Genomic DNA, 22587 nt, shown 5'->3' with positions numbered 1-22587 from the left:
AAGAATAACAACTGCCTACTGAATACTGGCAGACTGAATACTAAAAACATGGCTTACGATAAATTTACAACACTAACAAGTACGGCAGTTCCTTTACCATTAGAAAATGTGGATACCGATCAAATCATACCGGCTCGTTTTTTAAAAGCTACTAAACGTGAAGGTTTTGGCGATAACTTATTTAGAGATTGGAGATACAACGCAGATAATACTCCAAAAGAAAACTTTGTATTAAACAACCCAATTTATAGCGGAAAAATTTTAGTTGGTGGTAAAAATTTTGGTTCTGGTTCTTCTAGAGAGCATGCTGCCTGGGCGGTTTACGATTATGGTTTCCGCTGTGTCGTATCAAGTTTTTTTGCAGATATTTTTAGAAATAACTGTTTAAATGTTGGGGTATTACCAGTACAGGTTAGTCCAGAATTTTCAGAACAAATTTTTGAAGAAATTTATAAAGATTCAAATACAAAAGTAGAAGTGAATCTCCAAAATCAAACAATAACTATTTTATCGACTGGAGCTCAAGAGTCTTTTGAAATAAATAGCTATAAGAAAGACAACATGCTTAATGGTTTTGATGATATTGATTATCTTCAAAATATGAAAAGTGACATAGAATCATTTGCTAACGATTTGATGCTATAAATGGCAAAAAGGCGAATTGAAATAATGGATACGACATTACGCGATGGTGAACAAACATCGAGTGTGTCGTTTTCTGCTTCTGAAAAACTTACAATAGCTAAACTTTTACTAGAAGAATTAAAAGTTGATCGCATTGAAATAGCATCCGCCCGAGTATCTGAAGGCGAGCTACAAGCTGTAAAAGATATCACATATTGGGCAACTGAACATGGATATTTAAACACTGTTGAAGTGTTGACTTTTGTTGATAATGGTGTATCAATTAATTGGATGATTGAAGCAGGAGCAAAGGTTCAAAATCTTTTAACCAAAGGTTCATTAAATCATTTAACTCATCAACTTAAAAAAAGTTCAAGTCAGCACTTTAAAGAAATTGAGAAAATTTTAAAATTAGCCAAAAATAATGATATTGAAACCAATATCTATTTAGAAGATTGGAGTAATGGCATGCGCAACTCTAAGACCTATGTATTTGAGTTTTTAGCGTTTTTATCTACTCAACCAGTAAAGCGTATTATGCTGCCTGATACTTTGGGTATTTTAACACCTAAAGAATCTTTTGATTTTATTAAAGAAATAAAAGAGAGATACCCTAACTTGCATTTCGATTTTCATGCACATAACGATTACGATTTAGGTGTATCTAATGCCATGGAAGCTTTAAAAGCTGGGGCTGATGGTCTGCATTTAACTGTTAATGGTATGGGTGAACGTGCAGGAAATGCACCTATGGCAAGTACTATTGCCGTAATAAACGATTTTATGCCACATATAGAAATCGGGGTTAATGAAAAAGTTTTGTATACCGTTAGCAAACTAGTAGAAAATTTTTCTGGTGTTGTGATTCCTGCAAACAAGCCTATTATTGGTGCCAATGTATTTACACAAACTGCTGGAATTCATGCCGATGGTGATAATAAAAAGAACCTGTATTTTAGCGATTTATTACCCGAGCGTTTTGGAAGAAAACGTCAGTATGCCTTGGGAAAAGCTTCTGGAAAAGCCAATATTCAAAAGAATTTACAGGAGTTAGGACTTCAACTTAATGATGAAGATTTAAAAAAAGTTACTCAACGCATTATAGAATTAGGAGATAAAAAGCAGGTAGTTACCAAAGAAGATTTACCTTATATCATTTCGGATGTTTTAGATAGAACTTACGAAGAAAAAGTTAAAGTGAATTCATATGTTTTAACCCATTCAAAAGGGCTAAAACCATCAACAACAGTTTCTATTAGTATTGAAAATGAAGTTTTTGAAGAACATGCACAAGGTGACGGACAGTTTGATGCGTTTATGAATGCTATTAGAAATGTGTTTAAAACAAAAAAAATGGTATTGCCTGATTTGATAGATTATGCCGTTAGAATACCGCCAGGGAGTCGGTCAGACGCGCTGTGTGAAACCATTATTACTTGGAAAAATTCTGAAAAAGAATTTAAAACTCGTGGTTTAGATTCCGATCAAACAGTATCGGCAATTAAAGCTACCGAGAAAATGCTAAATATTATTATTAATTAAGATTACAATACATACATTATGAAATTTAATATTGCCCTTTTAGCCGGAGATGGCATAGGACCGGAAGTTATCGATCAAGCTGTAAAAGTTAGTGATGCTGTAGCTAAAAAATTTGGACATGAAATAACATGGAAACCAGCCTTAACCGGTGCTGCAGCTATTGATGCTGTTGGAGAGCCTTACCCAGATTCTACACACGATGTATGTGTAGCATCAGATGCGGTTTTGTTTGGGGCTATTGGTCACCCAAAATATGATAATGACCCAAGTGCTCAAGTTCGTCCAGAACAAGGTTTATTGAAAATGCGTAAAAAATTAGGATTGTTTGCTAATGTACGACCAACGTTTACATTTCCGTCGTTATTAGATAAATCACCTTTAAAACAGGAGCGTATTGAAGGTACCGATTTAGTATTTTTACGTGAGTTAACTGGTGGTATTTACTTTGGAGAAAAGGGGAGAAGAGATAATGGTGAAACGGCTTACGATAATTGTGTTTATACTAGAGTCGAAGTACAGCGTTTAGCCAAAAAAGGTTTTGAATTAGCCATGACACGTTCTAAAAAGTTATGTTGTGTAGATAAAGCTAACGTTTTAGAAACGTCTAGATTATGGAGAGAAACTGTTCAGGCTATGGAAAAAGATTATCCAGAAGTTGAAGTAAGCTATGAGTTTGTTGATGCTGTGGCGATGCGTTTGGTGCAATGGCCTAATAGTTATGATGTACTTATTACTGAAAACTTATTTGGAGACATTTTAACCGATGAAGCTTCTGTAATTTCAGGTTCAATGGGCTTAATGCCATCGGCATCTATGGGAAGTGATATTGCTTTATTTGAACCAATTCATGGCTCATATCCGCAAGCTACAGGATTAAATATAGCAAATCCAATGGCAACCGTTTTATCGGCAGCTATGATGTTTGAAACAGCTTTTAACTTACCAGAGGAAGGAAAAGCGATTAGAGATGCTGTGAATAAAGCCTTAGCTGAAGGTATAGTAACTGAAGATTTAGCAGACGGTGGTAAAGCTTATGGAACTAAAGAAGTAGGTGATTGGTTAGCCACAAACATCTAAAAAACAATCACTTATACAGGTATTTTTAAAATGGATTTAGTAACTTTATGCTAAATCCATTTTTTATGGGTGGTTTTATCAGTATTAATTTTAAAAATAGAAATCATGAGGCTATTAAAAATTACAATGCTGTCCCTTTTCTTTTTTACTACCTATTCTTTTCATTCTCAAAATATTGGTGATTTTACATCAGTAACACCAGCATCACAAACGGATCAATTTGTAATTCCGTCTACTCACAAATTCCAAAAGATTATAGAAACTGGAGATCCCTTGACAGCAGGTGGTAACTTTAAAGTAAAACCAGATTTTACTGCTTATGTACCTATTGCTGGTAGTAGTACTAATGGTTATTTAAGTATAAATTCAGAAGGAAGCATATTAACTGATGGAGGAGGAGGTGTACAAATATTAGATATCAATTTTAATGCAACTACTAAATTGTGGGAGACAGCCGCATCTGAAGATTTAAACTTCGCAGCAGTTGGCGGTACAGCTGCAAATTGTTCTGGTACTGTAACCTCCTGGGGAACAGTAATTTCTTGTGAAGAGGTTGCTTATAATGAGTTAGGTACAGGGTTAACAGATTTTAATTTTGATGGTTATAATGATGTAGGTTGGAATATTGAAATTAATCCAGCAACAAAAACAGTAATTGGCAAACATTGGGCTATGGGTAATTTTAAACATGAAAATGTTGCTATTCACTCTAATAACCGAACAGTTTACCAAGGAGCAGATGATACCGTTGGACATGGCTTTTTATATAAATTTGTTGCAACAAATGCTCAAGATTTAAGCGCTGGAAATCTATATGTGTTTTCAGGATCTAAAAGCGGTACAGGTTCATGGATATTAATTAATGATAGTACAAATCCTTCACATCAATTACCAGCACATCAAAATATTACTAATGAATTGAGTTTAGCTGCTGGGGCAACTGAATTTGAAGGTATAGAAGACGTTGAAATTGGTCCAGATGGTATGATTTACTTTGCTGTTAAAGGTGCTCCGGATCAAAGAGTTTATAGGTTTTCAGATTCCGATCCACTTGAAGCATCTGCTTCGACTGTAACTATGGAAACTTATGTTGGAGCCATGAGCTATGATATTAATGACGGAATTAGTACCACATCAGTAGACTGGGGAGGAGGCAATGATAATTTGGCTTTTGATGGAGATGGAAATCTTTGGGTACTTCAAGATGATAACTCTGGGAGTAAACAATTTTACATTTGGGTTGTTAAAAATGGACATACACAAGCGAGCCCACAAGTTGAGTTATTTGGTATTACACCACATGACGCTGAACCTACAGGGATTACATTTACACCAGATTATAAATATTTATTTATGTCGTTTATGGCTCCAAATCCAACCAATGTGGCTAATCAAGCTGATGCAGCTGGAAACATAGCTAATTTTGATAAGGGGATTAGTTTGGTTATCGCCCTATCAGGAAATTTAGGATCGTCTCTTTCTACTGATGATAGGCAATTTGATAAGGCGTATAAATTTTATCCAAATCCATTAAAGGCATCAAGAGATTTAATAATTAAAGGCAAGAATATTAATAACGTTAAGCTCTACTCAATTTTAGGAAAGAAAGTATTGGATATTGACTATAACGATTTAAGTGAAGTGAAACTTAATCTTAATGATATACAATTAGGTCTTTACCTTTTTAAAGTGAATGATAATGAAACTTCAAAATTAATAATTAAATAGGTTTTTGAAAGTTAAAACTTGAATTATTCGGTAATTCGAAAATTTCTAAATCGAAATAGGGGAGTGCTGCGATAAGATGATCAAAAATATCAGCCATAATATACTCGTAATTAGCCCAACGTTTATCACTACTAAACGCATAAATTTCTAAAGGAATACCCTGTGTTGTTGGTGCTAATTGACGTACCATAATCATCATATCTTTATTTATTGCCGAATGATGATTTAAGTAAGAATCGATATATTTTCTAAAGACCCCTAAATTAGTTAGATTTCTTCCGTTTAACAAAAGTTCTTTATTAGCGTTATTACTTGTATTATAAACTTTAATATCGTTTTGTCGTGTTTCTAAATACGATGTAATCAATTGAATATTTTTAAGCTTATCAACTTCTTCGTCGGTTAAATATTTAACACCATCTTGTTTAATATATAAAGCACGTTTTATTCGCCTACCACCCGAATTACTCATGCCTCTCCAGTTTTTAAACGAATCAGAGATTAAGGCATAAGTGGGTATGGTTGTGATGGTGTTATCAAAATTTTGAACCTTTACCGTAGCTAAGTTGATTTCTATTACATCGCCATCAGCACCGTATTTTTCAAAGGTAATCCAATCACCAATACGAACCATATCGTTAATAGACACTTGAATACTCGCAACAAAACCTAAAATAGTGTCTTTAAAGACTAATATAATAACTGCGGATATCGCTCCAAGTCCTGTTGCAAATTTCACAAAAGGAATACCTGTAATTATTGCAATCGCAGACATAAAGCCACCTAACCAAGCAAAAATCATGAACACCTGTATGTAGCTATCTATAGGCTTATCCTTTAATTGAGGCAGGGTTTTTAAGTAATCTTTTAAGGTGTTTAATAAGCTTCTAACTATCCAAAGCGTTAAAATAATCGCAAAAACTAATAAGCCTTTTTCTACAATATTTTCTGAATATTCGAAATCATAAAGCACTATCGGAATAAATTCAATGGCAATTAATAAGGGAATAATGTGGGCGACATTCCTTGGAACTTTATTTGAAATTAGAAGGTCATCAAAATTAGTTTTCGTCTTGTTAGCAAATTGAGTAAATGCTCCTCTAATTAATTTTCTTATAATAAAATCGACAATAAATACGATTAGTATTAAAGCGAATAATAGAGCAAACATATTCAGGTATTTCGCAACAGCTTCTGAAGTACCAATAGATAGTAAATAATCGTAAAGTAAATGTTTATAATTACTCATCTATTTTTGAATGTTTTAAATAATTTCTATCAACATAAAATGTTCCGAACGGAATAATTGAAGCTAAAAGCACTAGGGTAAACTGCTTAGTATTCCAAGAAAAATCTTTTTTAAAAACAAAAGCTAAAGCTATATATGCAATGAATAATATACCGTGTGGCATTCCTAAGAGTTTAACATATTGAGGATCATCAGCTAGATACTTAATGGGTGTTGCAATAAATAATAATAAGATATACGAAACTCCTTCAAAAAGAGCAACAATTCTGAATACATTAATAAAAGAAAACATAAGCATTTATTTTTTGCGAAAATAGTACAGAAAAGTGTATAAAAAGTGTGTTTTAGTACTTTTTTATAACGCATTGAAAATGATAAGTCCGTAAATAGCAAAGCGCAATAATCTTAACGAACCATAAAGTACTACATTTTTAAAAGGGAATTCAATAATTCCTGCTGCTATACATGATATTGAAAAGGGTAGTGGTAACAAAGCACCAACAACTATTAAAAAACCACCCCATTTTTTAGAGTTTTTTAATTGTTTTTCCATTTTAACCTCAAGGTAATTATGTACTGATGGAATTTTAGTAATCATTCTTCCCATCCAATAGGATAAGAGTCCGCCACAATACGATAAAACCGCTAAAAGGCTCAAATAAAACCAAGGACTATGCATTTTTCCTGCCCAAGCAATAAAAACTTCAGGAGGAACTAAACCCAAAAGAGTTTCTGAAACAAAAAAGAAAGATAATACACCAAAAGCTGGTAGTATTTCTGTAAGACGAGTTAAAGCCTCATTAATATTAAAAAAATGATTTACTGCATAAATAGAAATGACTATAGCAATAATATAAGGAAAAGCTTTTTTTATAGCTTGCCAAACAAAAGTATAAAATCCAGTGTAGGAATAGTACTGATGCAGTAGCCGTAATCGTGATTTTCCATCCTTAGATTTTTGACTTGACTTAGGTTTCATTTTAATTCGATAAATTAATGGGAAAGCAAATATACTATTTGATAATTTGTTTTAAAAAAAATCTTTATTAATTAGTAGTTAATTAACATTTACAAAAAGGTTTAAAATATTCTATTTTACATAATATAAATTCTAGTACAAAAATAAAAGCCTTTTAAGGCTTAATTTGTTCTATGTTAATTCTTTTTACAGATACTACATTTAGTTGTTTTCTTAATATAATTTTGTCAATATCTGAAAAAGAATCGCATTCAAAATATTTTGTAAAATAATATGGCTTTTCGTATTCATCTATATCTGAACACTTTAATTTAAAAAATAATTTATTCATAATTAATTATTTAATATTAAAAGGCGTACCGTCTTTAAAATCATTGATTTTTAAACCGCATCCACATTGGCATTTGGTTTTTAAATCGTTTTCAAAATAATCATCCATTAAGACGAAATGTTTTGGACTTTTATTTCTCTTTAGTAAATCTAATAATTCATTAAACATCTATTTCATTTTATCATTTAATAATTTGAATAATTCAAATGTAAATCTAATATCGTTTTTATTTAAAACATCTTTTGATTTAATGTTTATTCCAGAAACATCATTAGATTCATCATTTTTAAAATGGAATTTAATTGAATCAATCATCTTTAACCTCGCTTTCTTTTTCTAAATCATCTGCGTATTCCAAAATCTTTTCAAGATTTGCGGATTTTGAAAATTTATCCATCATCTTACCAACAAAATTAAACGCCGAAATATAATCTTCATTTAATTTTTGCTTATGAATGATACGCTTAGTTTGATTGAAAATTGAATTACATAACATTTGATTTTTTAATATATCCGATTTTTTTTCACTCGTGATTTTATATATAGAATTAAATTGTTTTTTAATTTTTTTTCTATAATGTTCTAATTCAAATCTTAAATAAATTGTATGAACTATTAAAAGAACTTGAAGTATTAATATAGCTATTAACATATCTATTCTTTTTTAGGTTCTTCTTTTTTAGACATAAATTCCATGTTAAAAACGTTTATCGTGATTGACACAAAAACGCCTCCACCTTGTGAAGTATTCATTCCAAATGTTGGCGAACCATCAACATAAATTTTCATTCCTTTTTTTAGAACGTCTAAGACTTTTTTAGGGTCTTTTTTATATCGTTTAAAACATGTTATCCAATCAGTTTTTTCAACTTCTTTTTGATTTTCATCAATATATTTTTCTGTATGTGCTACAGAAAACATAATTGTATGAAAGTCTTTGTTTTTTGTTTTAACGATTTCAGCATCTTTTCCCAGATGCCCGATAATTTGTAAATTTTTCATTTCTTTTTAGGTTTTTAATCTAAAAAGTTTTTTTTGTTTCCCAATACGTCAAAGAGCTTTTATTTCATTCAAATTTAGAATAAATAAAACACATGGCAAAATAGAAAATTATCAAAAAGTTAAGTATTTGATTATCAGTTATTTAAGTTTTCCAAGCCATCAAAAAAGTTAAAATATTGATTATTAAGCTTTTAAGCTCGAAAAGGTTGCAGTTGTGCAACGTGGCTGTATATGTTATAGGAGGAATACAGCATTTTTACGATTGTGGAAATTTTGGGGTTATTTTACATTTTAGAAACTTTAAAAAGTAAAAACAGGCTTTCTCCTGTATCTTTTTTTTAAAAAGGATATCGTGTCAATCCTTTACCCTTTCAATTGAAAGAAGCACGTTAAAAATCATTCTCAAAGAATTTTTACAAGCTTATTATCGTTTAAGTTTATCGCTTACTCAAAACTATTATTTGAAAGTTTCTTCATGTTGCGTTCGCAACTCGCTACGCTCCAAAGGAAAGTTAATTTTTTTGTCCTAATGCTGTCGCATTGCGGTAATGCAAACGGCTTTTTTAAGCCGTTTACGGACAAAAAAAATAACAATCAAAATCTCATAAAGGGTTCAATCTTTTTCGACGGCAAACCTAAAATATTTATTAAAAACAAACTGCATAAACTGTCTATTCCTTGAAAATACTACGGCTTTTTCAAAGCCTTGATTTTCTAAGGCTAGAAAGCTATAAGTTTTTATTTCAATAAACATTTTTTAACGGAAGCATCGAAAAAGAATGAACCCTTTAATTGGGGTTTTTTAATACGAAAAAGTCAAAATCAATGCTTGATTTTGATTAAAAAAAATAAAAGGAATTATTAATTAAAATTTAAAGGAAATGAAAACAAAATTTAAGTATTCAGAAAATTATTGCACATCAAGAAAAATTATTGAAGACATGCAAAATCACACTCTTATAAAAGAAGGTCATATAAAAACCAGCCATGTAAAAGAAGAATATGATGCAGGAGTATTTGGATGGGTTAAAATAGAATTTGATTCTATTTCATTGCTCTTAATGTTTTACAAAGATTTGCTCAAAGAAGAAATTAAAGATAATATAAGATGAAAATTGAAAACTCAATTATTATCGAAGCTTCTTTAGTTAAAGAGCTTGATAAAGCTTGGTTATTAGATTGTGAGGGTGACAAAGTTTGGTTTCCTAAATCAAAATGCAATTTCGATAACACTAAAAAAGAATTAGAGGCTCCTAAATGGCTTTTACAAGAAAAATTCCCTACTGAAAATTTTTAATTATGAAAACATTAACCCCAAATCAAGGCGAAAAATTAATGATGATAATCACAATTCTTATTGTAATTGTTGTCCTATCTCTAAATATTATTAATGCTTTAAATCTTATTTAAAATGAAAAATAACGAAATAATAAAAAATGAAATATCGAATCAATCTCGATTTTATACCGATAACAGGTTTTGTGTAAATCAAAGAATTATTGATAATAAAACCATTGTCTTTTTAAACAAAAAAGAAGCAGATAAATATGCTAATAAAATCAAAACTTATGTCTATGAAATTTTTATTGAGCGCAAAATTTCTAAAACTCATTTTAGTAAAATTCAGTTATATGGTTACGCTGTTCCTAAATAATTTATCATGAAAATAATTTATAAAAATTGGCAATTAACATTACTGGATATTATTGAGGATATCAAAATCAAAAATATTAAAGTTAAATACGAAGAATCATGAAAAAATATATAATACTATTTACAACACTAATTACAATTAGTTGTTATAGTCAAGATAAATTAACATTAGGGGTAACTCAAGACTTAAGGTTAGGTCTTGCAATGGATAAAAAGCACGGTAATCCTAATGTAACTCCTAATATGTTATTTAATTGGGATTGGGAGACTAAACAATTTAAAAGCTTATACCCTGTTATTCGCTTGCAATACGAATTTGCTAATTTATCAAGTGGTAAATTATCAAGATATTCAGTACATGGCGGTCTAACATGGAACAAAGTAAAAACACCTAAAATTTTATTTATTCCTGCTTATGATTTTCCAAATATGGAAATAGGAATGTTTTTAGGTGTAGGTATGCTATCAAGACCTAATAATGTACAAGTATCTCCTGCATTGATTTATAGTGTCACTATTGAAGTTTCATACACTATTTTTAAAGGTTTTAGAGGTGTTTTGAAAAATGAATTGATTAATAGACCCGACTTATATCAAATGTGGAATTCTAATGTTAAGAAAATTAATGTTAGTGCAGGTTTTGAAATTGATTTGTAATATGATTAATATCGAATTATTTTGCGGTTCAAGTGGTTTTACAAAAGTATCCAGGTCTTTTAAAATTGAATGTTTATCTGTAGATATTCGTAGAAGAAAAGGTGTTTGTGAACCACATTTAAAATTAGATATAAATAATGTGCGCAGCTCTTTCTTTAAATCTATACCGGTCTTTTGTATGTGGATTGGTTTACCATGTGATATATGGAGCTATGCAAGTGGTGGTTTTCACTTAGATAAAAATTTTAATCCTAAAACACAAAAAGCAATAGAGCATCTTGAATTATTAAAATCTATCCAGATCATAATAGAAAAAACTAAACCTAAATATTGGTTTATTGAAAATCCAAGAGGTAAATTAAGAAAGTACCCCGATCATATAGAATTTATAAAAAAGAACAATGGAATAATAAAAGAATGCACTTTGTCATCTTATGGGTTCCCAACAACTAAACCCACTAATATTATAACAAATTTTAAAGAGCTAAAACTTAAAGAGCTTGATAGTTTTGGACGTGGTTCAAAAAATAAAGTACCAGGTACTTTTGATAATCTTACCAAAGTTCAAAGACAAAAAACACCCGAAAAATTATATAAAGATATAATTAAACAAGTGCTAGATTATGATAAAATTGAAAACTAATGATAAGGCTATGAAGCGTTGAGGAACGAAATGATTTTATAGCCCGTGTTATGTACTGGCACGGGTTTGAAAACGAAAATTTAATTTAAAAACAGAAATATGAAACCAAAGAAATTGATTAGAAAGTTTATTACTGAAAAACTAAAGGAAGGTGAATGGGAAACGATTACCGACCAAAAAGAATTGAATCAACTCTATGCAATAAAAGTGCGTGAGGAACTTGCAGAAATACAAGAAAGCGAGCATAAGGATATAATGGAATTTGTTGATTTAATTCAAGTGGCTTTTTCTTTTGCTAAACAGAATGGATTTACTCACGAGCAAATATCTACTGCATTAATTGAAAAATCTGTGAATAAAGGCACTTTTGGGCGATTAGCACTAAACAACCTTAACCCGAACAACCCAAGTAATAAACTTTATTTTGAAACGCAAGATTAGTGCTTGTACATAACGGTTTGGGTATGGTTAGTTGCGGATTATTAACTAAAATATTATTAAAATGAAAATAGAAATAGAAAACTTAAAAGCACAAATGACAGGTAGAGAGTTAAACATCTACCAAAAAGCGGATGCGTTGATTGAATTTAATAAACTGCTTGATTATGTAAACGAATTAGAGCAATTAACTATACCCGTTGTTGTGCTTAGAGATTGTGATTAGTTACTTTATCTGAATTTCAAAGCCACGAAAATGACCTTTTGGGGTTGCTAATTCTGCGTCTAAATCATCTAAGAAAGAGACTTCACTAAAAAATTCTATTATTTGAGAATTTTTTAAAATCGTGATAATTTCATTATCGTTTTCATCTTTTAAAACCGCTTTAGTAACATTCGAACCTACGGTTAAAATACCAAAATACAAGCGATTTGAAAGCTTTGAAACATCATTTAAATCATTTATAATTACTGGAAATGAATTTACTTCTTTTCCTTTATTCGCTTCTTTTAATGATTCCTCTACATGGGTAATACTGTCTAATGTAAATTGCATAATTTTTGTTTTTTTTTTATTTATAAATATGTAGGTAAAACGGCATAAGTATCTATTAAATATTTTATATCTCCTTCGGGTTCTCCAGCATTAATAGTTTCCATAGTATTATGAAATATTGCCGAAACCACTCCCGAGCAAGATTGAAAAACACCATTATAACCCACAGACGAACCAAAAGATGTACAAACTCTTAAGTCTATGTTTATTAATGATGAATTGTTCCCGAAATGTTTATCTGCTCCTAATAAATCAGTACATTCTGGAAAAATTGCGTCAGTTATACGAGAATTCCAAAAAGCTTGTATGCCTATTGTTTTAACTCCTTTCATGTCTATATTAGTTAGTAAACCAGTATTACTAAACGCTTGCGTGCCTATGTTTTGACACTTTTTGTCTGTATCTATATAACTTGTGGGGTTATAGCCTTCATTCGTATTAAAACCTCCTAAAATGATATCGTAATTTTCTTTAATATGACAATAAACGTCATTTCCTATAACCGAAAAATTATAAATGCTACTCGAACTAATACTTAAGCGGTTCGCTAAAAGTTGTGGTGTAGTTATTATAGCTCCTACACCGCCTATAATTGTATTAGGCTCTAAAATACTTCGTGTGTTTACATATTTTAAAACAGAATTTTTCATAAACTTAATTCGCCTTTTATAATATGATTATTTGTATTAGATTTTTTTACTAACGTACATACTTTATCAGTTTTTAGAATTGTTCCATCGGGTGTTTTGATAGTGCCTGTTCCCGAAACAAACACAACATCTCCTACTCCAATATTATAAAAATAACATTCAAAATTAGACGGTAAATTATTATTTACAGTTACATTAAATGCGGTTGCTTTATTTAACCAAATATGAAAATTATTATCAGAAGCAGACAGCGTATAATTATCATTGACTTCTTTTTGTAAATTATCATGTTTATTTTCTCTATATACGTTCATAACTTAAGCGTTAAATTCTGCTTTTATTTTATTAATTTCTGTATCGGTTAGCACTCTATTGTAACAGGCTATAAATGCTATATCTCCATTGTAGCGAAATGTACCGTTTGTTCGAGAACCGATATTTACGTCTGCTGTATTATTAGGCGTGTAATTCGTGTTTACAACTCCATTATCCGTAATTAAAAAGTCATTTACTGTTACTTTTTGAACTAATGTTGATACCGTCCAGATTATTAAATCGTTCGGTTGTAATGCATATGCATTATGACTTAAGTATGAAAAATTCCCTCTTAATATTGTTGCCACAGTGCCTTGATCGTATAATAAAGCGTACTGCCTTTCTGTTCCGTTTTGAATTGCTTTTGAAAACATATAGCCTGTTGTTCCTGCAACATCACCTAACTTTACTACAACCGTAAATTCATCAACACCACCAACAAAATTTAAACTTGCTGAATTTCCAATATTCATCCAAGTATTATCAAATCTTACTTGTTTTTCGCTTGTAGCATTTAAATGTAACTTTGGTCTTAAAACGCCTGTTTGCGTAGCATGGTTATCTGATACTTTATCATTCCATTCATTTAATAAATCATTTTCATTTACGGCTGCATTGTCTATTGTCGAATTGTCCCAAAGCGAAACAAGCCCATTTATTTCTAAAGGACTTGACACAGTTTCAACTGTTTTAAAACAACCAAATAAATTAAACATTCCGTTAAAGTATAATTGCATTACAATTTTCTAGTTTTTTCATAACTACGTCCACCAAAATAAGCGGCTATTGTTGTTAATAATATTGAAGTTAGTAACCTTACCCAATGTTCAGCAACTTGAAAATTTTCTATTGACGAATCTAGTATAATGTACACTGATGTTACACCAATTAAATAAGCCAAAACTAAAGGGCGTATATTTTTACTTAACCATGAATCGCTTTGCATGTCATAACTCCAACGTTTTGAAATTTCTTCATTTTCTTTTACATCGCTTTCTAATAATTTTAATGAGAAAATACGTTGTTCTTCGGTTAATTCGTCAGAACCTTTTAAAAGCGTTTCAACCGCTCCTTTTATATCTCCTGTTATTATTTCCGCTCCTGCTCCTAATACCTTTTTTAACAAATCCCCCTTACCTATTGAGCGCAAAAAATCCCCTAATCTTGTCGTTCCATGTTGCTCTTTATATGTTGGCTTTTTATTTTTTGGCATCTTTGCTAAAAATTTTTTTTAATAAAACTAATATTGTTAAAATTGCTATTACTAATTGTAATACTGGTAACGAGTAATCTATAAACGTTTGTAAAAATCCTAAACCGCCTACTAAGATTGTTTTTTGATAATCCAAATTAAAATTATTGCTAGTATGAGAGACCATATACTTTTAATTAATACTTTTTTTTTTCTGTAATCCCAATTGGCTACACTTATAGAATCTCTTGTATCTATATGAACTCCCCAACTATAGAATCCTAATCCCCTTAAGCCTAAATCATACATTTTTACCCAATGTTCGTTTTTAGTTCTATAAGCTTCTTCCATGAATTCAACAATGCCATTACCTCTTAAATCTAAGGCTTTTCCATGTATGTGTTGGCTATTTTTTGCCGAACCCTCTAATGTTGCGTTGTATTCGGGACTTCTAAATGCTGAATTTATTCCTACAGGTGTTTTTAAAGCGGTTCTTATATATTGAGCCACTTCAACGACTTTTTTGTCTATTAAGACAATATCATCGTTTGAATGTGATGCTTTTATTATCTCAGATGTATTAAAATTTTCTGTGATATTATAATAAGCATTTTTAATATTTAAAAACAATAAACTCATTTATGAAAATTGGATTTTTGTATTGTTATTATTGGTTCAAAATAATAGGTTAAACCCGTTATTGGGTTGTAGATTAGTTTTAGCATTTTAACGACCTCTTTTACAAGCTTTATAACCTTTAATAAACGCTTGCTTTTCAGAAGAAATTCTTCCTAATTGTACAATTGCTTTCTTTGAACCAACACCACCAGAGCGTTTTAAAGACTTCATTTTTTTCCCTATTTTAGATAGTTGTCCTTTACCTCTAGTTTTCCAAGCCCAAGCATATAAATTCGCTCTTTTTTGCTTAGTATTAGCTCTATTTTTTGAACCTCTAGTTGTTCTCTTTTTAGCCATGATTAAAATTATTATTGTTAAGCATTAGTTTTAAATTAATTCTTCTTCTATTCCTATCATTTAGATAGTTAAACCATTGATAACTAACGTAACCAATCGTTAAAAAAGGGCTTAAAACCGCTATAAAAACCAATACTATTATAAGTAGAGGGATACCGATTAAAAGCATTAAAACAAGATATAATGCACTTGTTTTGGTTTTTTTCTTATTTTCGTCTTTCATTTCTTATTAAAATACCTACAATCATGAATAAAGAAGAAAGTTTTATAAAAGGAGAAATTTTTGAAAATTTTCTTTTAGAATATGTTTTCAAAAAGGAAAACTTTGTTCTAAAGGAAAAAACACCCAACTATTGTTCAAATCATTTTCCAGAAAATGCCTTAAATCCAGACTTCAAAATTGAATGTCGTGAAACCAACACGATATTTTGGATTGAAGCAAAATTTAGAGACAATGAAAACATTAAAAAAATATCTGTAAACAAAACGCAATTAGACAGGTATAAAACAAGTAAAGAAAAAATATATTACTTAATAGGACTAGGAAAAAACCCAAAAAAACCTCAATATTTATGCCTTGTAAACTGTGGAAGAATTAACGATGAAATACCGTTAAAAATTTTTCACAGATATCGAATAGATGTGAAAAAAATCAAAAATTTCAATGAACTTTTAGAACTTACTTCTAAATCACACACTTAAAAAATTGTAAGGTGTGGGTAATTATTTTTTAAATACTCTTGCTCTTTTGTTGTTAACTCATTAGTTAAAATAGCAATCATATCATGCTTATCACTTGTTACAGGGTCTCCAACATTGCCCCAAAACTTTGAATATTGTCTTTTTCCAAAGGCATTATAAACCGCATTAAAATCATTTTGATTTTTTAGCTTGTCAAATTGAGCATACAATAACGCTTCGTCTGTTCCGCTTTCTATACTTGCATTGTAAATGTTATCTGCTATTACTTGTGCTTGAACATTTGTAATAGTGGTTTTCGTATTACTTACAGGTAATTCTTCATCATTTTTTAATTTTTCTTCACTCGGTTTAGATAACACCTCTTTCAATGTTTTTAAAACAAAAAAACCAAGTAAAGCATAAATTATAGGCTGAAAATTTTTTAATATAAATGCTAATATTTTCATTTACTATAATTTAAATTTTTATCTGTTCTACGCTCTACTTCTTCAATATTAAGAACATCTTTTATAATTATTGGGTTTGTTGGAACAGATGTAGAAGTGTTTAAAACTTCTTTTTCTTCTTCTTCTTTTGCAATACATTTTTTTGCTCTAAACAATAAAATAAGAAGTATCGCTATTATGCCGTCTTTTATTTCCATAATTATTATTAAGTGATCACTTATAGAAGTTTTTGTATTTACTGCAGTATAGTTACTATTGTATATACTTCAGAGAATTTATGAAACCCAACTTTTTCAAGTTGGGAATCAAAACACTAACGAACTAATATTTTTTACTCGAACGCCTTTTGTTTTTCTTGTAAGTCTTATTATAGGCTCTTTTGCCTGCTCTATAAGATTTGTAAACTCGTTTTGCCTTTCTGCGAACTCTCTTTTTTTGTTTTACAAATAGTCCGCTTATATTATCGCAAACGGTGTCTACTATTGTTTTTTTTGCCATTGGTTTTATTTTAAATTATACCTATCATTCTTGAAATTGCAGCTCCTACAGCAATTTTTATTAATGCTCCTACTCCACTTGATGAATCTGAACCACCGTTAGAGCTTCCAGACGATGAATTACTTGTTGTTGTTTTTGGACTGTCCTTTAATGCATATACATTAAATCTTACATTATATGAATAGTGTCCAAAATTGCGTGGCTCATGAGCAAAATATCTAAAGTCAAAAGGCGGTTTTTCCATGCTTTGTATCGACATCACATGAGACTTTTTAGAAACTATTACACCTTGTTTTTTTAAATCGTTTTCAAATTTTGTTACATACTCAACTCTTAATTCATCACAGAAAGCTTGCACTTTCCTGTTTGCTTCTTTTGTTGAATTTGCCCTACTATGTTTTTCAAGTAGGTATTTAGCTCCTGTTTTTGTGTACATTAAATAAGCATCAACCCATGTTAAAACCTCCGCCATATTTGATGCATTAGCTGAGGATAATTTTTGCTTTATTTTTGGTACGCCGATTTCCTGTAATTTTTGTAACTCTATTGCAGGATTTGTCGATGCCCCCCAAGAGTTCCAACCGTATTTTTTTACGTTGCTTAAATTCGCTTGCAAATCAAAACCTAACAAACTTGTTAATGTGCTTGCAGTTCCTAAAACACCACTTGCACTACCTAGTAAGCCTCCTAAATTTAAACCGCCCGAAGTTGGTAAACCCGAACTTATTGGCGCTGTGGTTAATGTTTGAATTCCTGTTGGATTCAACATATTAACCGATGTAACTTGTGGTCTAGTTGATAAACTCATAATTTTTATTTTATTCTATAAAATCAGTATCGTTGCCCTCGGTCATTATTTTTTTAGCTTCTCTTAAAGCCACAAAATAAAGAAACGGTGCTAGTAATCTGAAAAACACACCTTCGTGCAACTTAAAATACATTAGCTTTAAACCTGTAGAATCTGGACCACACGTTTTCACCCATTCTTTAACATCGTTTGTTAATACTCTTAATTCTTCCGATGATGTTAATCCTAAGAATTCTATTAGTTTTAAAAATATTCCTGTTAGTGTCATAGTTCTATTTATTAGTTATTAAAAATGCCGTACCGAAAACCTAATCGATACGGCATTTTAAGAAATGAAATTTTTATGTTTTAAAGTGCTACCTTACGCATAATCATAACTCTTGCAGCAGATTCTACCGCCTTGTCTAACTTAGAAGTTAAACGTACATTATGAATTGGGTTCATATAATCATTGTAAACCACAAGATTTTTAACCGCAGTTTCTGGATTGTTTTGCAACGCTCTAAAGTTTTCTGCTAACAACAGGTTTTCTGTCGCTCGCTTTTCAAAACCTTGTGCAGTTAATACAATACCGTTTAACGGTTTTGCTTTTGTACTCGCTCCATAATCTGCTCCTAAATCATTTACCAAAACAATTTTTTCAACATTGTTTCCTAAATTTTTATCTAGGTCTAAAGAACCCGTAATATATGTATGAGCTTCAACAACTGATACAACATCACTTCCTACGGTTGCAGGAACGCTTTCAATGTTGATAGAACTTTTAGAAATATCTAAAGCCGTAAACGTTGTATTTTGAACTTTGAAAATTACTTCTATGCGGTCACCTTTTCTAAGATTTAAAGCTCCATTAAATGGAATTGCCATTAAATAACCGCCTGATCTTTTGGTTGTTGCTACTGTGTAGCCCATCCACGAGCTTGTAATTGCTCTTAAAATATAATCTAAGTAATCATTACAGAAATACTTTGGTCTTGATTCACCGTCTCTAAAAACTGCAATTTCCAAAGAAGCTTTGTTCAAATCTCCAATATCGCAAACTGAATCGTCTGCTTTTATTGCTGCAATATCTAATAAGATTCCGCCAACTATCTCATTTTCTATAGTAACGACTTGTGACGAATTGATGCTAATAGTTTCCTTCATCGTTTACTATTTTTTAGTTAACATATCATTTAACATAGGTACTTTTTCAACCCAACCTTTCACTTTGTCAGCATTAAACGCAGAAAATACTGCAACTCCCGCTAGTACCAATGCCGTAATTAACCAACCTTTCTTTTTAGCTCTTGTAGCCATATCTATTAAATTTTAAAAGTTTTTACTTTTTGATACGGCTAAATTATATTCAGATTGAAAGGTTTTTACAATTGGGTACAATTTAGTTTTACAATTTTGTTTTTAAATGAACGATTTTAACAGTGTTTTCAAGAACTTCACAACGTTTATATTTTTTTATCAAAAAGTCAATTATTTGAGGTTTTGTACCCAAAGAATTTTTTAAACCTATTTCTTCAAGCTCTTTAATTGTCGTTTTACTTATTCTAATCTTAGGATAATTAGCCATAACGCTTGTATTCCTCCTTTCTATAAAAATTGCTTTGGTAAATCATGCCTTTCGTATTATGATAGTATTGCCTATAGCTTATTTCTGTAAATATTGGTTTTTCTATATCCAAAGATTCTTCATAGACATTAAACATTCTTAAGTCTGCTAAAAGTCTTGAATATGTTGATTTTGATAAATTAAGCTTTGCCCTTATTTGAGGAAGTGACACCTTTGCATTTTGCATTTCTCTTAATATCTGTAATAATCTAAGCGGATCAACTTTTTTAAGTTTTAAATCCCGCTTCTCCTTTTGTGTTAAAAGTTGAGTCGCTTTAGTGATTACCTTATTTCCTTTTATTATTCGATTCCCTCTATTGTCAATAGTCTTTAATTGATTTACTGCGTTATATAATTTTACTCGTTCTTCAACTTCATCATTGTAAGCTGTTATTTTTTCAGCAATGGTATCATAAGTTTCAATTTTCTTTACTTTAAAATCTTTTACAGTTTCGAAAAAATAATCGAAACATCGTTGTAAAAAATCGTTACAAAAAATACCAACGTCTTTGGTTGATAATAGAGTGTGTTTATACTCTAACATTTGTATTTTTTTTGTTTTATTAAATTTTTCTTGTGTATATGATGTTGACTTTGTTATCCAAATATCTTTGGGTGATTCATTAAGTACCAGGCATATTTTTCTATTTAGAAAATCTTTAAAAATTTTATACTCTTTATGTTCAAACTTCTTTACTTGATTATCATCTTTTAAATCGCTTTTATAAATAGATTTCACATAATTATAATTTTCTTTCAATTCTTTATAAACAGGACAATAATTGTGTTCTTTGAAATAACCGTTTTGGTTTTTCATTTTAAACTTTTTATTTCTGAAAACATGGGTTTTATATTGATATGAAAAAAAAGCTCCAGAGAATGACATTTCATATCTTAAAACTTTATCCATTTCAGCTTTTAAAAAATCTGTTTTAAATGGTTGGATTTTTTTTAAAATCTTTGCCGTTGTATTTACATCGTCCTTAATATTTTTTTGAACGTGTATAGGATTATCTTTTAACTTATCGTCAAAAAGCTTTAAGCACAAATCTTTATACTGCGTTTTGAATTGATATTTTTCGAAAACATCATTTTTTCGTAAATAATAATCGATGTAATTTTTATTGTAATCTGCATGTTTTTTATAATCTCCATGTTCAGTGCCTACATATTCAGAGCCTTTATGATATATTTTAAAATAGCTTCCTCTCGCTTTAAAATAGGTTATACTTGTTTTATAAGTATCCAGGTCTTTATTAGATTTTAAAGCTTTTTTCTTTGCTATTTTTTTTAAATGCTCTAAATAATTTAAAGCATCGGTTTTACTTTCAAAGTATTGATTATAACACAAATCTATTCGACGTATCTCAATATATTTTTTATTCGGTATAACTTCTAATCTGAAAAGTTGTGCCATATCATTTAAAAACCTATCTATAAATTTCATTAATCTTTTATAGATTATTTTTCTTTGATTCTTAATTAACTCTAAATTAAATGTTCCTGCATTAAAATAAGTTTTACTTAATGGTTGTGGAATAAATTCAGCTAAAGAATGTTCATACAAATATTTAGGGATGCTTAAATTAAAATCTATAAAACCACCATTGTGATTTATTTTAAAAACGACTGCGGAGATTGAACTAGGCACCCGATGTTTTTTATTAAAAACACTATTAATCTTATTTAAATCACTTACTATTTTTGGATTATTAAATTTACCATTTGTTGCTGCTATAGTTTCTTTGACAGTATCTTCATCTACAAAACGCATAACGTTTTTAACATATTGATAACCGATGTTTTTTGCGTTGTTTTCCTTATCGAAAAACTCACTATCTGATTCGGGTGTAATAGTTATAATATCTTTATTGACACGTTGAACCATATTAAAAAATTTGCCTTCATAACGAAGCATTTTTTTATATAATTCGTGATGTTCATCAACGGCGTATATGGGAGCTTGTTTATTACCGCTTTGAACCTCGCTTAATGTATCAACTTTTCTGTCTAATGCACCGTGAAACCTTAGTACAATAGTGTCAATCATTCAAGATATTTTATAGATTCCAAATAATATTCAAATGCATCTATTGTTGTGTTGTCGTAGTTTTGAATGTGAAAGTGCAAATCATTATCAAAACGCTCTTTTATCTGTAAAATAATGCCTTGAGATTCTAAAACAGTTCTATTCAATTTATTGCTTATAGCGAACCACATTTGAGTTTTTAAAAATTCTTTCATTATTTAACGTCTTTATTTAACCACACTACACATTTATCTGTAATTTTAATTAAGCCTTTTTGTTCCAGCTCTAACAATTCATCATCGGTATAAGGTCTTTGCTTTTCCTTGTCGAATTTAGATTCGTGGCAATAGTTTTTTAATTGAATTGGTTTTTTTGACATTAAAGAAATAGTCGGGTCTGGAAAGTTTGAAGCTATTTCTTTAACTTCTTTTTTCATTATTGATCTTATACATGATTTGTCTGTAAAAACCAAAACATCCATTAAGGTTTCCTTTTCAATAAAACTATACAGGCTTCCTATTTGATAGTTTTGCCTTGTATCTACGGGTAACATTTCTAATTTATATTGCGTTAACCTCGTTTTATACTGTGTTCTTACTATCTGAAAAAATAGTTTAGAATCGCAGTCTTTTGCTAAATAGGTGTGTTCGTCTGTTATTTCTGAAAATGGTAACGTCTTTTTTGAAACTAAATATTTTGTAAACAAATAGTCTTTACTAGACCACTCATTAAAATAATATTCTTCACCTACCTTATGTTTCCAACTGGATGGAAGTATTAACAAAAATGTTGGTAAAAAATGCTGTGGGTACGAGTTTATATGTATTACATTCATATTAAGCGAATTTTTTTAGTTCTTTTTTAATTAACTTTAAATTCGTTTTTGT

The 22587-nt window shown here is 30.1% G+C and carries 37 protein-coding genes; 12 read left to right on the top strand and 25 right to left on the bottom strand.

Annotated features, from left to right (window positions below; all coding sequences use genetic code 11):
• Nucleotides 1-48: 48 nt before the first annotated feature.
• From leuD to RG22_RS00190, 4 genes are all read left to right on the top strand, one after another.
• Entirely contained in the window at nt 49-645 is a 597-nt protein-coding gene (gene leuD, locus RG22_RS00205; RefSeq protein WP_034039790.1) for a 3-isopropylmalate dehydratase small subunit, read from the top strand.
• The gene (locus tag RG22_RS00200; RefSeq protein WP_034039788.1) at nt 646-2166 is read left to right on the top strand and encodes an alpha-isopropylmalate synthase regulatory domain-containing protein; all 1521 of its coding nucleotides are present in this window, start codon (nt 646-648) and stop codon (nt 2164-2166) included.
• A gap of 18 nt (nt 2167-2184) precedes the next feature.
• Nucleotides 2185-3243, top strand: a complete 1059-nt coding sequence (gene leuB, locus RG22_RS00195; protein ID WP_034039787.1) for a 3-isopropylmalate dehydrogenase — start codon at nt 2185-2187, stop codon at nt 3241-3243.
• Nucleotides 3244-3348: 105 nt separating this feature from the next.
• Nucleotides 3349-4971 carry an alkaline phosphatase PhoX gene (locus tag RG22_RS00190; protein ID WP_052143566.1) on the top strand — a complete coding sequence of 541 codons (1623 nt, stop codon included), beginning with the start codon at nt 3349-3351 and terminating at the stop codon, nt 4969-4971.
• Here RG22_RS00190 and RG22_RS00185 read toward each other — a convergent pair.
• The 7 genes from RG22_RS00185 to RG22_RS00165 all read right to left on the bottom strand — a co-directional run bounded on the left by RG22_RS00185 (nt 4964) and on the right by RG22_RS00165 (nt 8532).
• Entirely contained in the window at nt 4964-6220 is a 1257-nt protein-coding gene (locus RG22_RS00185) for a mechanosensitive ion channel family protein (RefSeq protein ID WP_034039785.1), read from the bottom strand. The two genes, RG22_RS00190 and RG22_RS00185, sit on opposite strands and share 8 nt — an antisense overlap.
• Nucleotides 6213-6512, bottom strand: a complete 300-nt coding sequence (locus RG22_RS00180) for a DUF3817 domain-containing protein (protein ID WP_034045547.1) — start codon at nt 6510-6512, stop codon at nt 6213-6215. Before RG22_RS00180 ends, RG22_RS00185 begins: the two co-directional genes overlap by 8 nt.
• Nucleotides 6513-6575: 63 nt before the next feature.
• On the bottom strand, nt 6576-7199 hold the full coding sequence (locus RG22_RS00175; protein WP_034039783.1) for a YqaA family protein: 624 nt from the start codon (nt 7197-7199) through the stop codon (nt 6576-6578).
• A 337-nt stretch (nt 7200-7536) separates the two neighbouring features.
• Nucleotides 7537-7698, bottom strand: coding sequence for a hypothetical protein (locus RG22_RS17790; protein WP_156113330.1), 162 nt, complete (start codon nt 7696-7698; stop codon nt 7537-7539).
• Nucleotides 7699-7845: a hypothetical protein gene (locus RG22_RS17785; protein WP_156113329.1), complete on the bottom strand. Its 147-nt coding sequence runs from the start codon at nt 7843-7845 to the stop codon at nt 7699-7701. It lies immediately after the preceding gene.
• Entirely contained in the window at nt 7838-8182 is a 345-nt protein-coding gene (locus RG22_RS00170; RefSeq protein WP_034039781.1) for a hypothetical protein, read from the bottom strand. The genes RG22_RS17785 and RG22_RS00170 overlap by 8 nt, the downstream gene beginning before the upstream one ends.
• A 2-nt stretch (nt 8183-8184) precedes the next feature.
• Nucleotides 8185-8532 carry a single-stranded DNA-binding protein gene (locus tag RG22_RS00165; RefSeq protein WP_052143565.1) on the bottom strand — a complete coding sequence of 116 codons (348 nt, stop codon included), beginning with the start codon at nt 8530-8532 and terminating at the stop codon, nt 8185-8187.
• A gap of 881 nt (nt 8533-9413) precedes the next feature.
• On the opposite strand from RG22_RS00165, the gene RG22_RS00160 reads away from it, so the two are divergent.
• From RG22_RS00160 to RG22_RS17780, 7 genes are all read left to right on the top strand, one after another.
• Nucleotides 9414-9644: a hypothetical protein gene (locus RG22_RS00160; protein ID WP_034039780.1), complete on the top strand. Its 231-nt coding sequence runs from the start codon at nt 9414-9416 to the stop codon at nt 9642-9644.
• On the top strand, nt 9641-9829 hold the full coding sequence (locus RG22_RS00155; RefSeq protein ID WP_034039779.1) for a hypothetical protein: 189 nt from the start codon (nt 9641-9643) through the stop codon (nt 9827-9829). Before RG22_RS00160 ends, RG22_RS00155 begins: the two co-directional genes overlap by 4 nt.
• A 114-nt stretch (nt 9830-9943) precedes the next feature.
• Nucleotides 9944-10186: a hypothetical protein gene (locus RG22_RS00150; protein WP_034039776.1), complete on the top strand. Its 243-nt coding sequence runs from the start codon at nt 9944-9946 to the stop codon at nt 10184-10186.
• 98 nt (nt 10187-10284) lie between these two features.
• A complete protein-coding gene (locus RG22_RS00145) occupies nt 10285-10842 on the top strand; it encodes a hypothetical protein (protein WP_034039775.1) in 558 nt (185 codons plus the stop codon).
• Complete coding sequence (locus RG22_RS00140) at nt 10796-11485, top strand: class I SAM-dependent methyltransferase (RefSeq protein ID WP_162183626.1); 690 nt, start codon at nt 10796-10798, stop codon at nt 11483-11485. Before RG22_RS00145 ends, RG22_RS00140 begins: the two co-directional genes overlap by 47 nt.
• A 99-nt stretch (nt 11486-11584) precedes the next feature.
• On the top strand, nt 11585-11926 hold the full coding sequence (locus tag RG22_RS00135; RefSeq protein ID WP_034039773.1) for a nucleoside triphosphate pyrophosphohydrolase family protein: 342 nt from the start codon (nt 11585-11587) through the stop codon (nt 11924-11926).
• Between the two features lie 61 nt (nt 11927-11987).
• Nucleotides 11988-12149 (top strand): hypothetical protein, encoded by a 162-nt coding sequence (locus tag RG22_RS17780; RefSeq protein WP_156113328.1) that lies wholly within the window; start codon nt 11988-11990, stop codon nt 12147-12149.
• On the opposite strand, the gene RG22_RS00130 is transcribed toward RG22_RS17780, so the two are convergent.
• From RG22_RS00130 to RG22_RS00095, 8 genes are all read right to left on the bottom strand, one after another.
• Nucleotides 12150-12479, bottom strand: coding sequence for a hypothetical protein (locus RG22_RS00130; protein ID WP_034039772.1), 330 nt, complete (start codon nt 12477-12479; stop codon nt 12150-12152).
• A 20-nt stretch (nt 12480-12499) separates the two neighbouring features.
• Nucleotides 12500-13129, bottom strand: coding sequence for a leucine-rich repeat protein (locus RG22_RS00125; protein WP_034039771.1), 630 nt, complete (start codon nt 13127-13129; stop codon nt 12500-12502).
• Complete coding sequence (locus RG22_RS00120; protein WP_034039770.1) at nt 13126-13443, bottom strand: hypothetical protein; 318 nt, start codon at nt 13441-13443, stop codon at nt 13126-13128. The genes RG22_RS00125 and RG22_RS00120 overlap by 4 nt, the downstream gene beginning before the upstream one ends.
• A gap of 3 nt (nt 13444-13446) precedes the next feature.
• Entirely contained in the window at nt 13447-14181 is a 735-nt protein-coding gene (locus RG22_RS00115) for a hypothetical protein (protein ID WP_034039769.1), read from the bottom strand.
• Nucleotides 14181-14657 carry a hypothetical protein gene (locus RG22_RS17155; protein WP_052143564.1) on the bottom strand — a complete coding sequence of 159 codons (477 nt, stop codon included), beginning with the start codon at nt 14655-14657 and terminating at the stop codon, nt 14181-14183. The genes RG22_RS00115 and RG22_RS17155 overlap by 1 nt, the downstream gene beginning before the upstream one ends.
• A gap of 111 nt (nt 14658-14768) precedes the next feature.
• A complete protein-coding gene (locus RG22_RS17150; RefSeq protein ID WP_052143563.1) occupies nt 14769-15275 on the bottom strand; it encodes a YcbK family protein in 507 nt (168 codons plus the stop codon).
• 87 nt (nt 15276-15362) lie between these two features.
• The gene (locus RG22_RS00100) at nt 15363-15611 is read right to left on the bottom strand and encodes a hypothetical protein (RefSeq protein ID WP_034039768.1); all 249 of its coding nucleotides are present in this window, start codon (nt 15609-15611) and stop codon (nt 15363-15365) included.
• Nucleotides 15604-15834 (bottom strand): hypothetical protein, encoded by a 231-nt coding sequence (locus RG22_RS00095; protein WP_034039767.1) that lies wholly within the window; start codon nt 15832-15834, stop codon nt 15604-15606. The genes RG22_RS00100 and RG22_RS00095 overlap by 8 nt, the downstream gene beginning before the upstream one ends.
• A 23-nt stretch (nt 15835-15857) precedes the next feature.
• Here RG22_RS00095 and RG22_RS00090 point away from each other — a divergent pair, with 23 nt between their 5' ends.
• The gene (locus RG22_RS00090) at nt 15858-16313 is read left to right on the top strand and encodes a hypothetical protein (RefSeq protein WP_034039766.1); all 456 of its coding nucleotides are present in this window, start codon (nt 15858-15860) and stop codon (nt 16311-16313) included.
• Here RG22_RS00090 and RG22_RS00085 read toward each other — a convergent pair.
• The 10 genes from RG22_RS00085 to RG22_RS00045 form a co-directional block, all read right to left on the bottom strand.
• Nucleotides 16310-16759, bottom strand: a complete 450-nt coding sequence (locus RG22_RS00085; RefSeq protein WP_034039765.1) for a hypothetical protein — start codon at nt 16757-16759, stop codon at nt 16310-16312. The two genes, RG22_RS00090 and RG22_RS00085, sit on opposite strands and share 4 nt — an antisense overlap.
• Nucleotides 16756-16956 carry a hypothetical protein gene (locus RG22_RS00080; RefSeq protein ID WP_034039764.1) on the bottom strand — a complete coding sequence of 67 codons (201 nt, stop codon included), beginning with the start codon at nt 16954-16956 and terminating at the stop codon, nt 16756-16758. The genes RG22_RS00085 and RG22_RS00080 overlap by 4 nt, the downstream gene beginning before the upstream one ends.
• A 124-nt stretch (nt 16957-17080) precedes the next feature.
• Nucleotides 17081-17257 carry a hypothetical protein gene (locus RG22_RS17775; RefSeq protein WP_156113327.1) on the bottom strand — a complete coding sequence of 59 codons (177 nt, stop codon included), beginning with the start codon at nt 17255-17257 and terminating at the stop codon, nt 17081-17083.
• A 10-nt stretch (nt 17258-17267) separates the two neighbouring features.
• A complete protein-coding gene (locus tag RG22_RS00075) occupies nt 17268-18065 on the bottom strand; it encodes a hypothetical protein (protein WP_034039763.1) in 798 nt (265 codons plus the stop codon).
• 10 nt (nt 18066-18075) lie between these two features.
• On the bottom strand, nt 18076-18333 hold the full coding sequence (locus RG22_RS00070; protein ID WP_034039762.1) for a hypothetical protein: 258 nt from the start codon (nt 18331-18333) through the stop codon (nt 18076-18078).
• An 80-nt stretch (nt 18334-18413) separates the two neighbouring features.
• Complete coding sequence (locus RG22_RS00065; protein WP_034039760.1) at nt 18414-19211, bottom strand: hypothetical protein; 798 nt, start codon at nt 19209-19211, stop codon at nt 18414-18416.
• Nucleotides 19212-19217: 6 nt separating this feature from the next.
• Nucleotides 19218-19364: a hypothetical protein gene (locus tag RG22_RS17770; protein WP_156113326.1), complete on the bottom strand. Its 147-nt coding sequence runs from the start codon at nt 19362-19364 to the stop codon at nt 19218-19220.
• A 260-nt stretch (nt 19365-19624) separates the two neighbouring features.
• Nucleotides 19625-21721, bottom strand: coding sequence for a hypothetical protein (locus RG22_RS00055; protein WP_034039756.1), 2097 nt, complete (start codon nt 21719-21721; stop codon nt 19625-19627).
• Nucleotides 21718-21915, bottom strand: a complete 198-nt coding sequence (locus tag RG22_RS00050) for a hypothetical protein (protein ID WP_034039753.1) — start codon at nt 21913-21915, stop codon at nt 21718-21720. Before RG22_RS00050 ends, RG22_RS00055 begins: the two co-directional genes overlap by 4 nt.
• Nucleotides 21915-22535 carry a hypothetical protein gene (locus RG22_RS00045; RefSeq protein WP_034039750.1) on the bottom strand — a complete coding sequence of 207 codons (621 nt, stop codon included), beginning with the start codon at nt 22533-22535 and terminating at the stop codon, nt 21915-21917. The genes RG22_RS00050 and RG22_RS00045 overlap by 1 nt, the downstream gene beginning before the upstream one ends.
• Between the last annotated feature and the right edge of the window lie 52 nt (nt 22536-22587).

Source organism: Wocania ichthyoenteri Th78, from assembly GCF_000789235.1.
GTDB classification, from domain to species: domain Bacteria; phylum Bacteroidota; class Bacteroidia; order Flavobacteriales; family Flavobacteriaceae; genus Wocania_A; species Wocania_A ichthyoenteri.
The sequence above is the reverse complement of the archived record's forward strand: the minus strand, read 5'-3'. Positions and strand labels throughout refer to the sequence as shown.

Coding starts and splice junctions, on each gene's coding strand:
- RG22_RS00170 (WP_034039781.1), bottom strand. CDS start 8,182: ATGTTAATAGCTATATTAATACTTCAAGTTCTTTTAATAGTTCATACA.
- RG22_RS00125 (WP_034039771.1), bottom strand. CDS start 13,129: ATGAAAAATTCTGTTTTAAAATATGTAAACACACGAAGTATTTTAGAG.
- RG22_RS17775 (WP_156113327.1), bottom strand. CDS start 17,257: ATGGCAAAAAAAACAATAGTAGACACCGTTTGCGATAATATAAGCGGA.
- RG22_RS00190 (WP_052143566.1), top strand. CDS start 3,349: ATGAGGCTATTAAAAATTACAATGCTGTCCCTTTTCTTTTTTACTACC.
- RG22_RS00085 (WP_034039765.1), bottom strand. CDS start 16,759: ATGAAAATATTAGCATTTATATTAAAAAATTTTCAGCCTATAATTTAT.
- RG22_RS17150 (WP_052143563.1), bottom strand. CDS start 15,275: ATGAGTTTATTGTTTTTAAATATTAAAAATGCTTATTATAATATCACA.
- RG22_RS17770 (WP_156113326.1), bottom strand. CDS start 19,364: ATGGCTACAAGAGCTAAAAAGAAAGGTTGGTTAATTACGGCATTGGTA.
- RG22_RS00080 (WP_034039764.1), bottom strand. CDS start 16,956: ATGGAAATAAAAGACGGCATAATAGCGATACTTCTTATTTTATTGTTT.
- RG22_RS17790 (WP_156113330.1), bottom strand. CDS start 7,698: ATGTTTAATGAATTATTAGATTTACTAAAGAGAAATAAAAGTCCAAAA.
- RG22_RS00185 (WP_034039785.1), bottom strand. CDS start 6,220: ATGAGTAATTATAAACATTTACTTTACGATTATTTACTATCTATTGGT.
- RG22_RS00145 (WP_034039775.1), top strand. CDS start 10,285: ATGAAAAAATATATAATACTATTTACAACACTAATTACAATTAGTTGT.
- RG22_RS00160 (WP_034039780.1), top strand. CDS start 9,414: ATGAAAACAAAATTTAAGTATTCAGAAAATTATTGCACATCAAGAAAA.
- RG22_RS00120 (WP_034039770.1), bottom strand. CDS start 13,443: ATGAACGTATATAGAGAAAATAAACATGATAATTTACAAAAAGAAGTC.
- RG22_RS00140 (WP_162183626.1), top strand. CDS start 10,796: ATGTTAAGAAAATTAATGTTAGTGCAGGTTTTGAAATTGATTTGTAAT.
- RG22_RS17785 (WP_156113329.1), bottom strand. CDS start 7,845: ATGATTGATTCAATTAAATTCCATTTTAAAAATGATGAATCTAATGAT.
- RG22_RS00090 (WP_034039766.1), top strand. CDS start 15,858: ATGAATAAAGAAGAAAGTTTTATAAAAGGAGAAATTTTTGAAAATTTT.
- RG22_RS00180 (WP_034045547.1), bottom strand. CDS start 6,512: ATGTTTTCTTTTATTAATGTATTCAGAATTGTTGCTCTTTTTGAAGGA.
- leuB (WP_034039787.1), top strand. CDS start 2,185: ATGAAATTTAATATTGCCCTTTTAGCCGGAGATGGCATAGGACCGGAA.
- RG22_RS17155 (WP_052143564.1), bottom strand. CDS start 14,657: ATGCCAAAAAATAAAAAGCCAACATATAAAGAGCAACATGGAACGACA.
- RG22_RS00165 (WP_052143565.1), bottom strand. CDS start 8,532: ATGAAAAATTTACAAATTATCGGGCATCTGGGAAAAGATGCTGAAATC.
- RG22_RS00150 (WP_034039776.1), top strand. CDS start 9,944: ATGAAAAATAACGAAATAATAAAAAATGAAATATCGAATCAATCTCGA.
- RG22_RS00070 (WP_034039762.1), bottom strand. CDS start 18,333: ATGACACTAACAGGAATATTTTTAAAACTAATAGAATTCTTAGGATTA.
- RG22_RS00095 (WP_034039767.1), bottom strand. CDS start 15,834: ATGAAAGACGAAAATAAGAAAAAAACCAAAACAAGTGCATTATATCTT.
- RG22_RS00045 (WP_034039750.1), bottom strand. CDS start 22,535: ATGAATGTAATACATATAAACTCGTACCCACAGCATTTTTTACCAACA.
- RG22_RS00130 (WP_034039772.1), bottom strand. CDS start 12,479: ATGCAATTTACATTAGACAGTATTACCCATGTAGAGGAATCATTAAAA.
- RG22_RS00050 (WP_034039753.1), bottom strand. CDS start 21,915: ATGAAAGAATTTTTAAAAACTCAAATGTGGTTCGCTATAAGCAATAAA.
- RG22_RS00155 (WP_034039779.1), top strand. CDS start 9,641: ATGAAAATTGAAAACTCAATTATTATCGAAGCTTCTTTAGTTAAAGAG.
- RG22_RS00200 (WP_034039788.1), top strand. CDS start 646: ATGGCAAAAAGGCGAATTGAAATAATGGATACGACATTACGCGATGGT.
- RG22_RS00100 (WP_034039768.1), bottom strand. CDS start 15,611: ATGGCTAAAAAGAGAACAACTAGAGGTTCAAAAAATAGAGCTAATACT.
- RG22_RS00175 (WP_034039783.1), bottom strand. CDS start 7,199: ATGAAACCTAAGTCAAGTCAAAAATCTAAGGATGGAAAATCACGATTA.
- RG22_RS17780 (WP_156113328.1), top strand. CDS start 11,988: ATGAAAATAGAAATAGAAAACTTAAAAGCACAAATGACAGGTAGAGAG.
- RG22_RS00115 (WP_034039769.1), bottom strand. CDS start 14,181: ATGCAATTATACTTTAACGGAATGTTTAATTTATTTGGTTGTTTTAAA.
- RG22_RS00075 (WP_034039763.1), bottom strand. CDS start 18,065: ATGAGTTTATCAACTAGACCACAAGTTACATCGGTTAATATGTTGAAT.
- leuD (WP_034039790.1), top strand. CDS start 49: ATGGCTTACGATAAATTTACAACACTAACAAGTACGGCAGTTCCTTTA.
- RG22_RS00055 (WP_034039756.1), bottom strand. CDS start 21,721: ATGATTGACACTATTGTACTAAGGTTTCACGGTGCATTAGACAGAAAA.
- RG22_RS00135 (WP_034039773.1), top strand. CDS start 11,585: ATGAAACCAAAGAAATTGATTAGAAAGTTTATTACTGAAAAACTAAAG.
- RG22_RS00065 (WP_034039760.1), bottom strand. CDS start 19,211: ATGAAGGAAACTATTAGCATCAATTCGTCACAAGTCGTTACTATAGAA.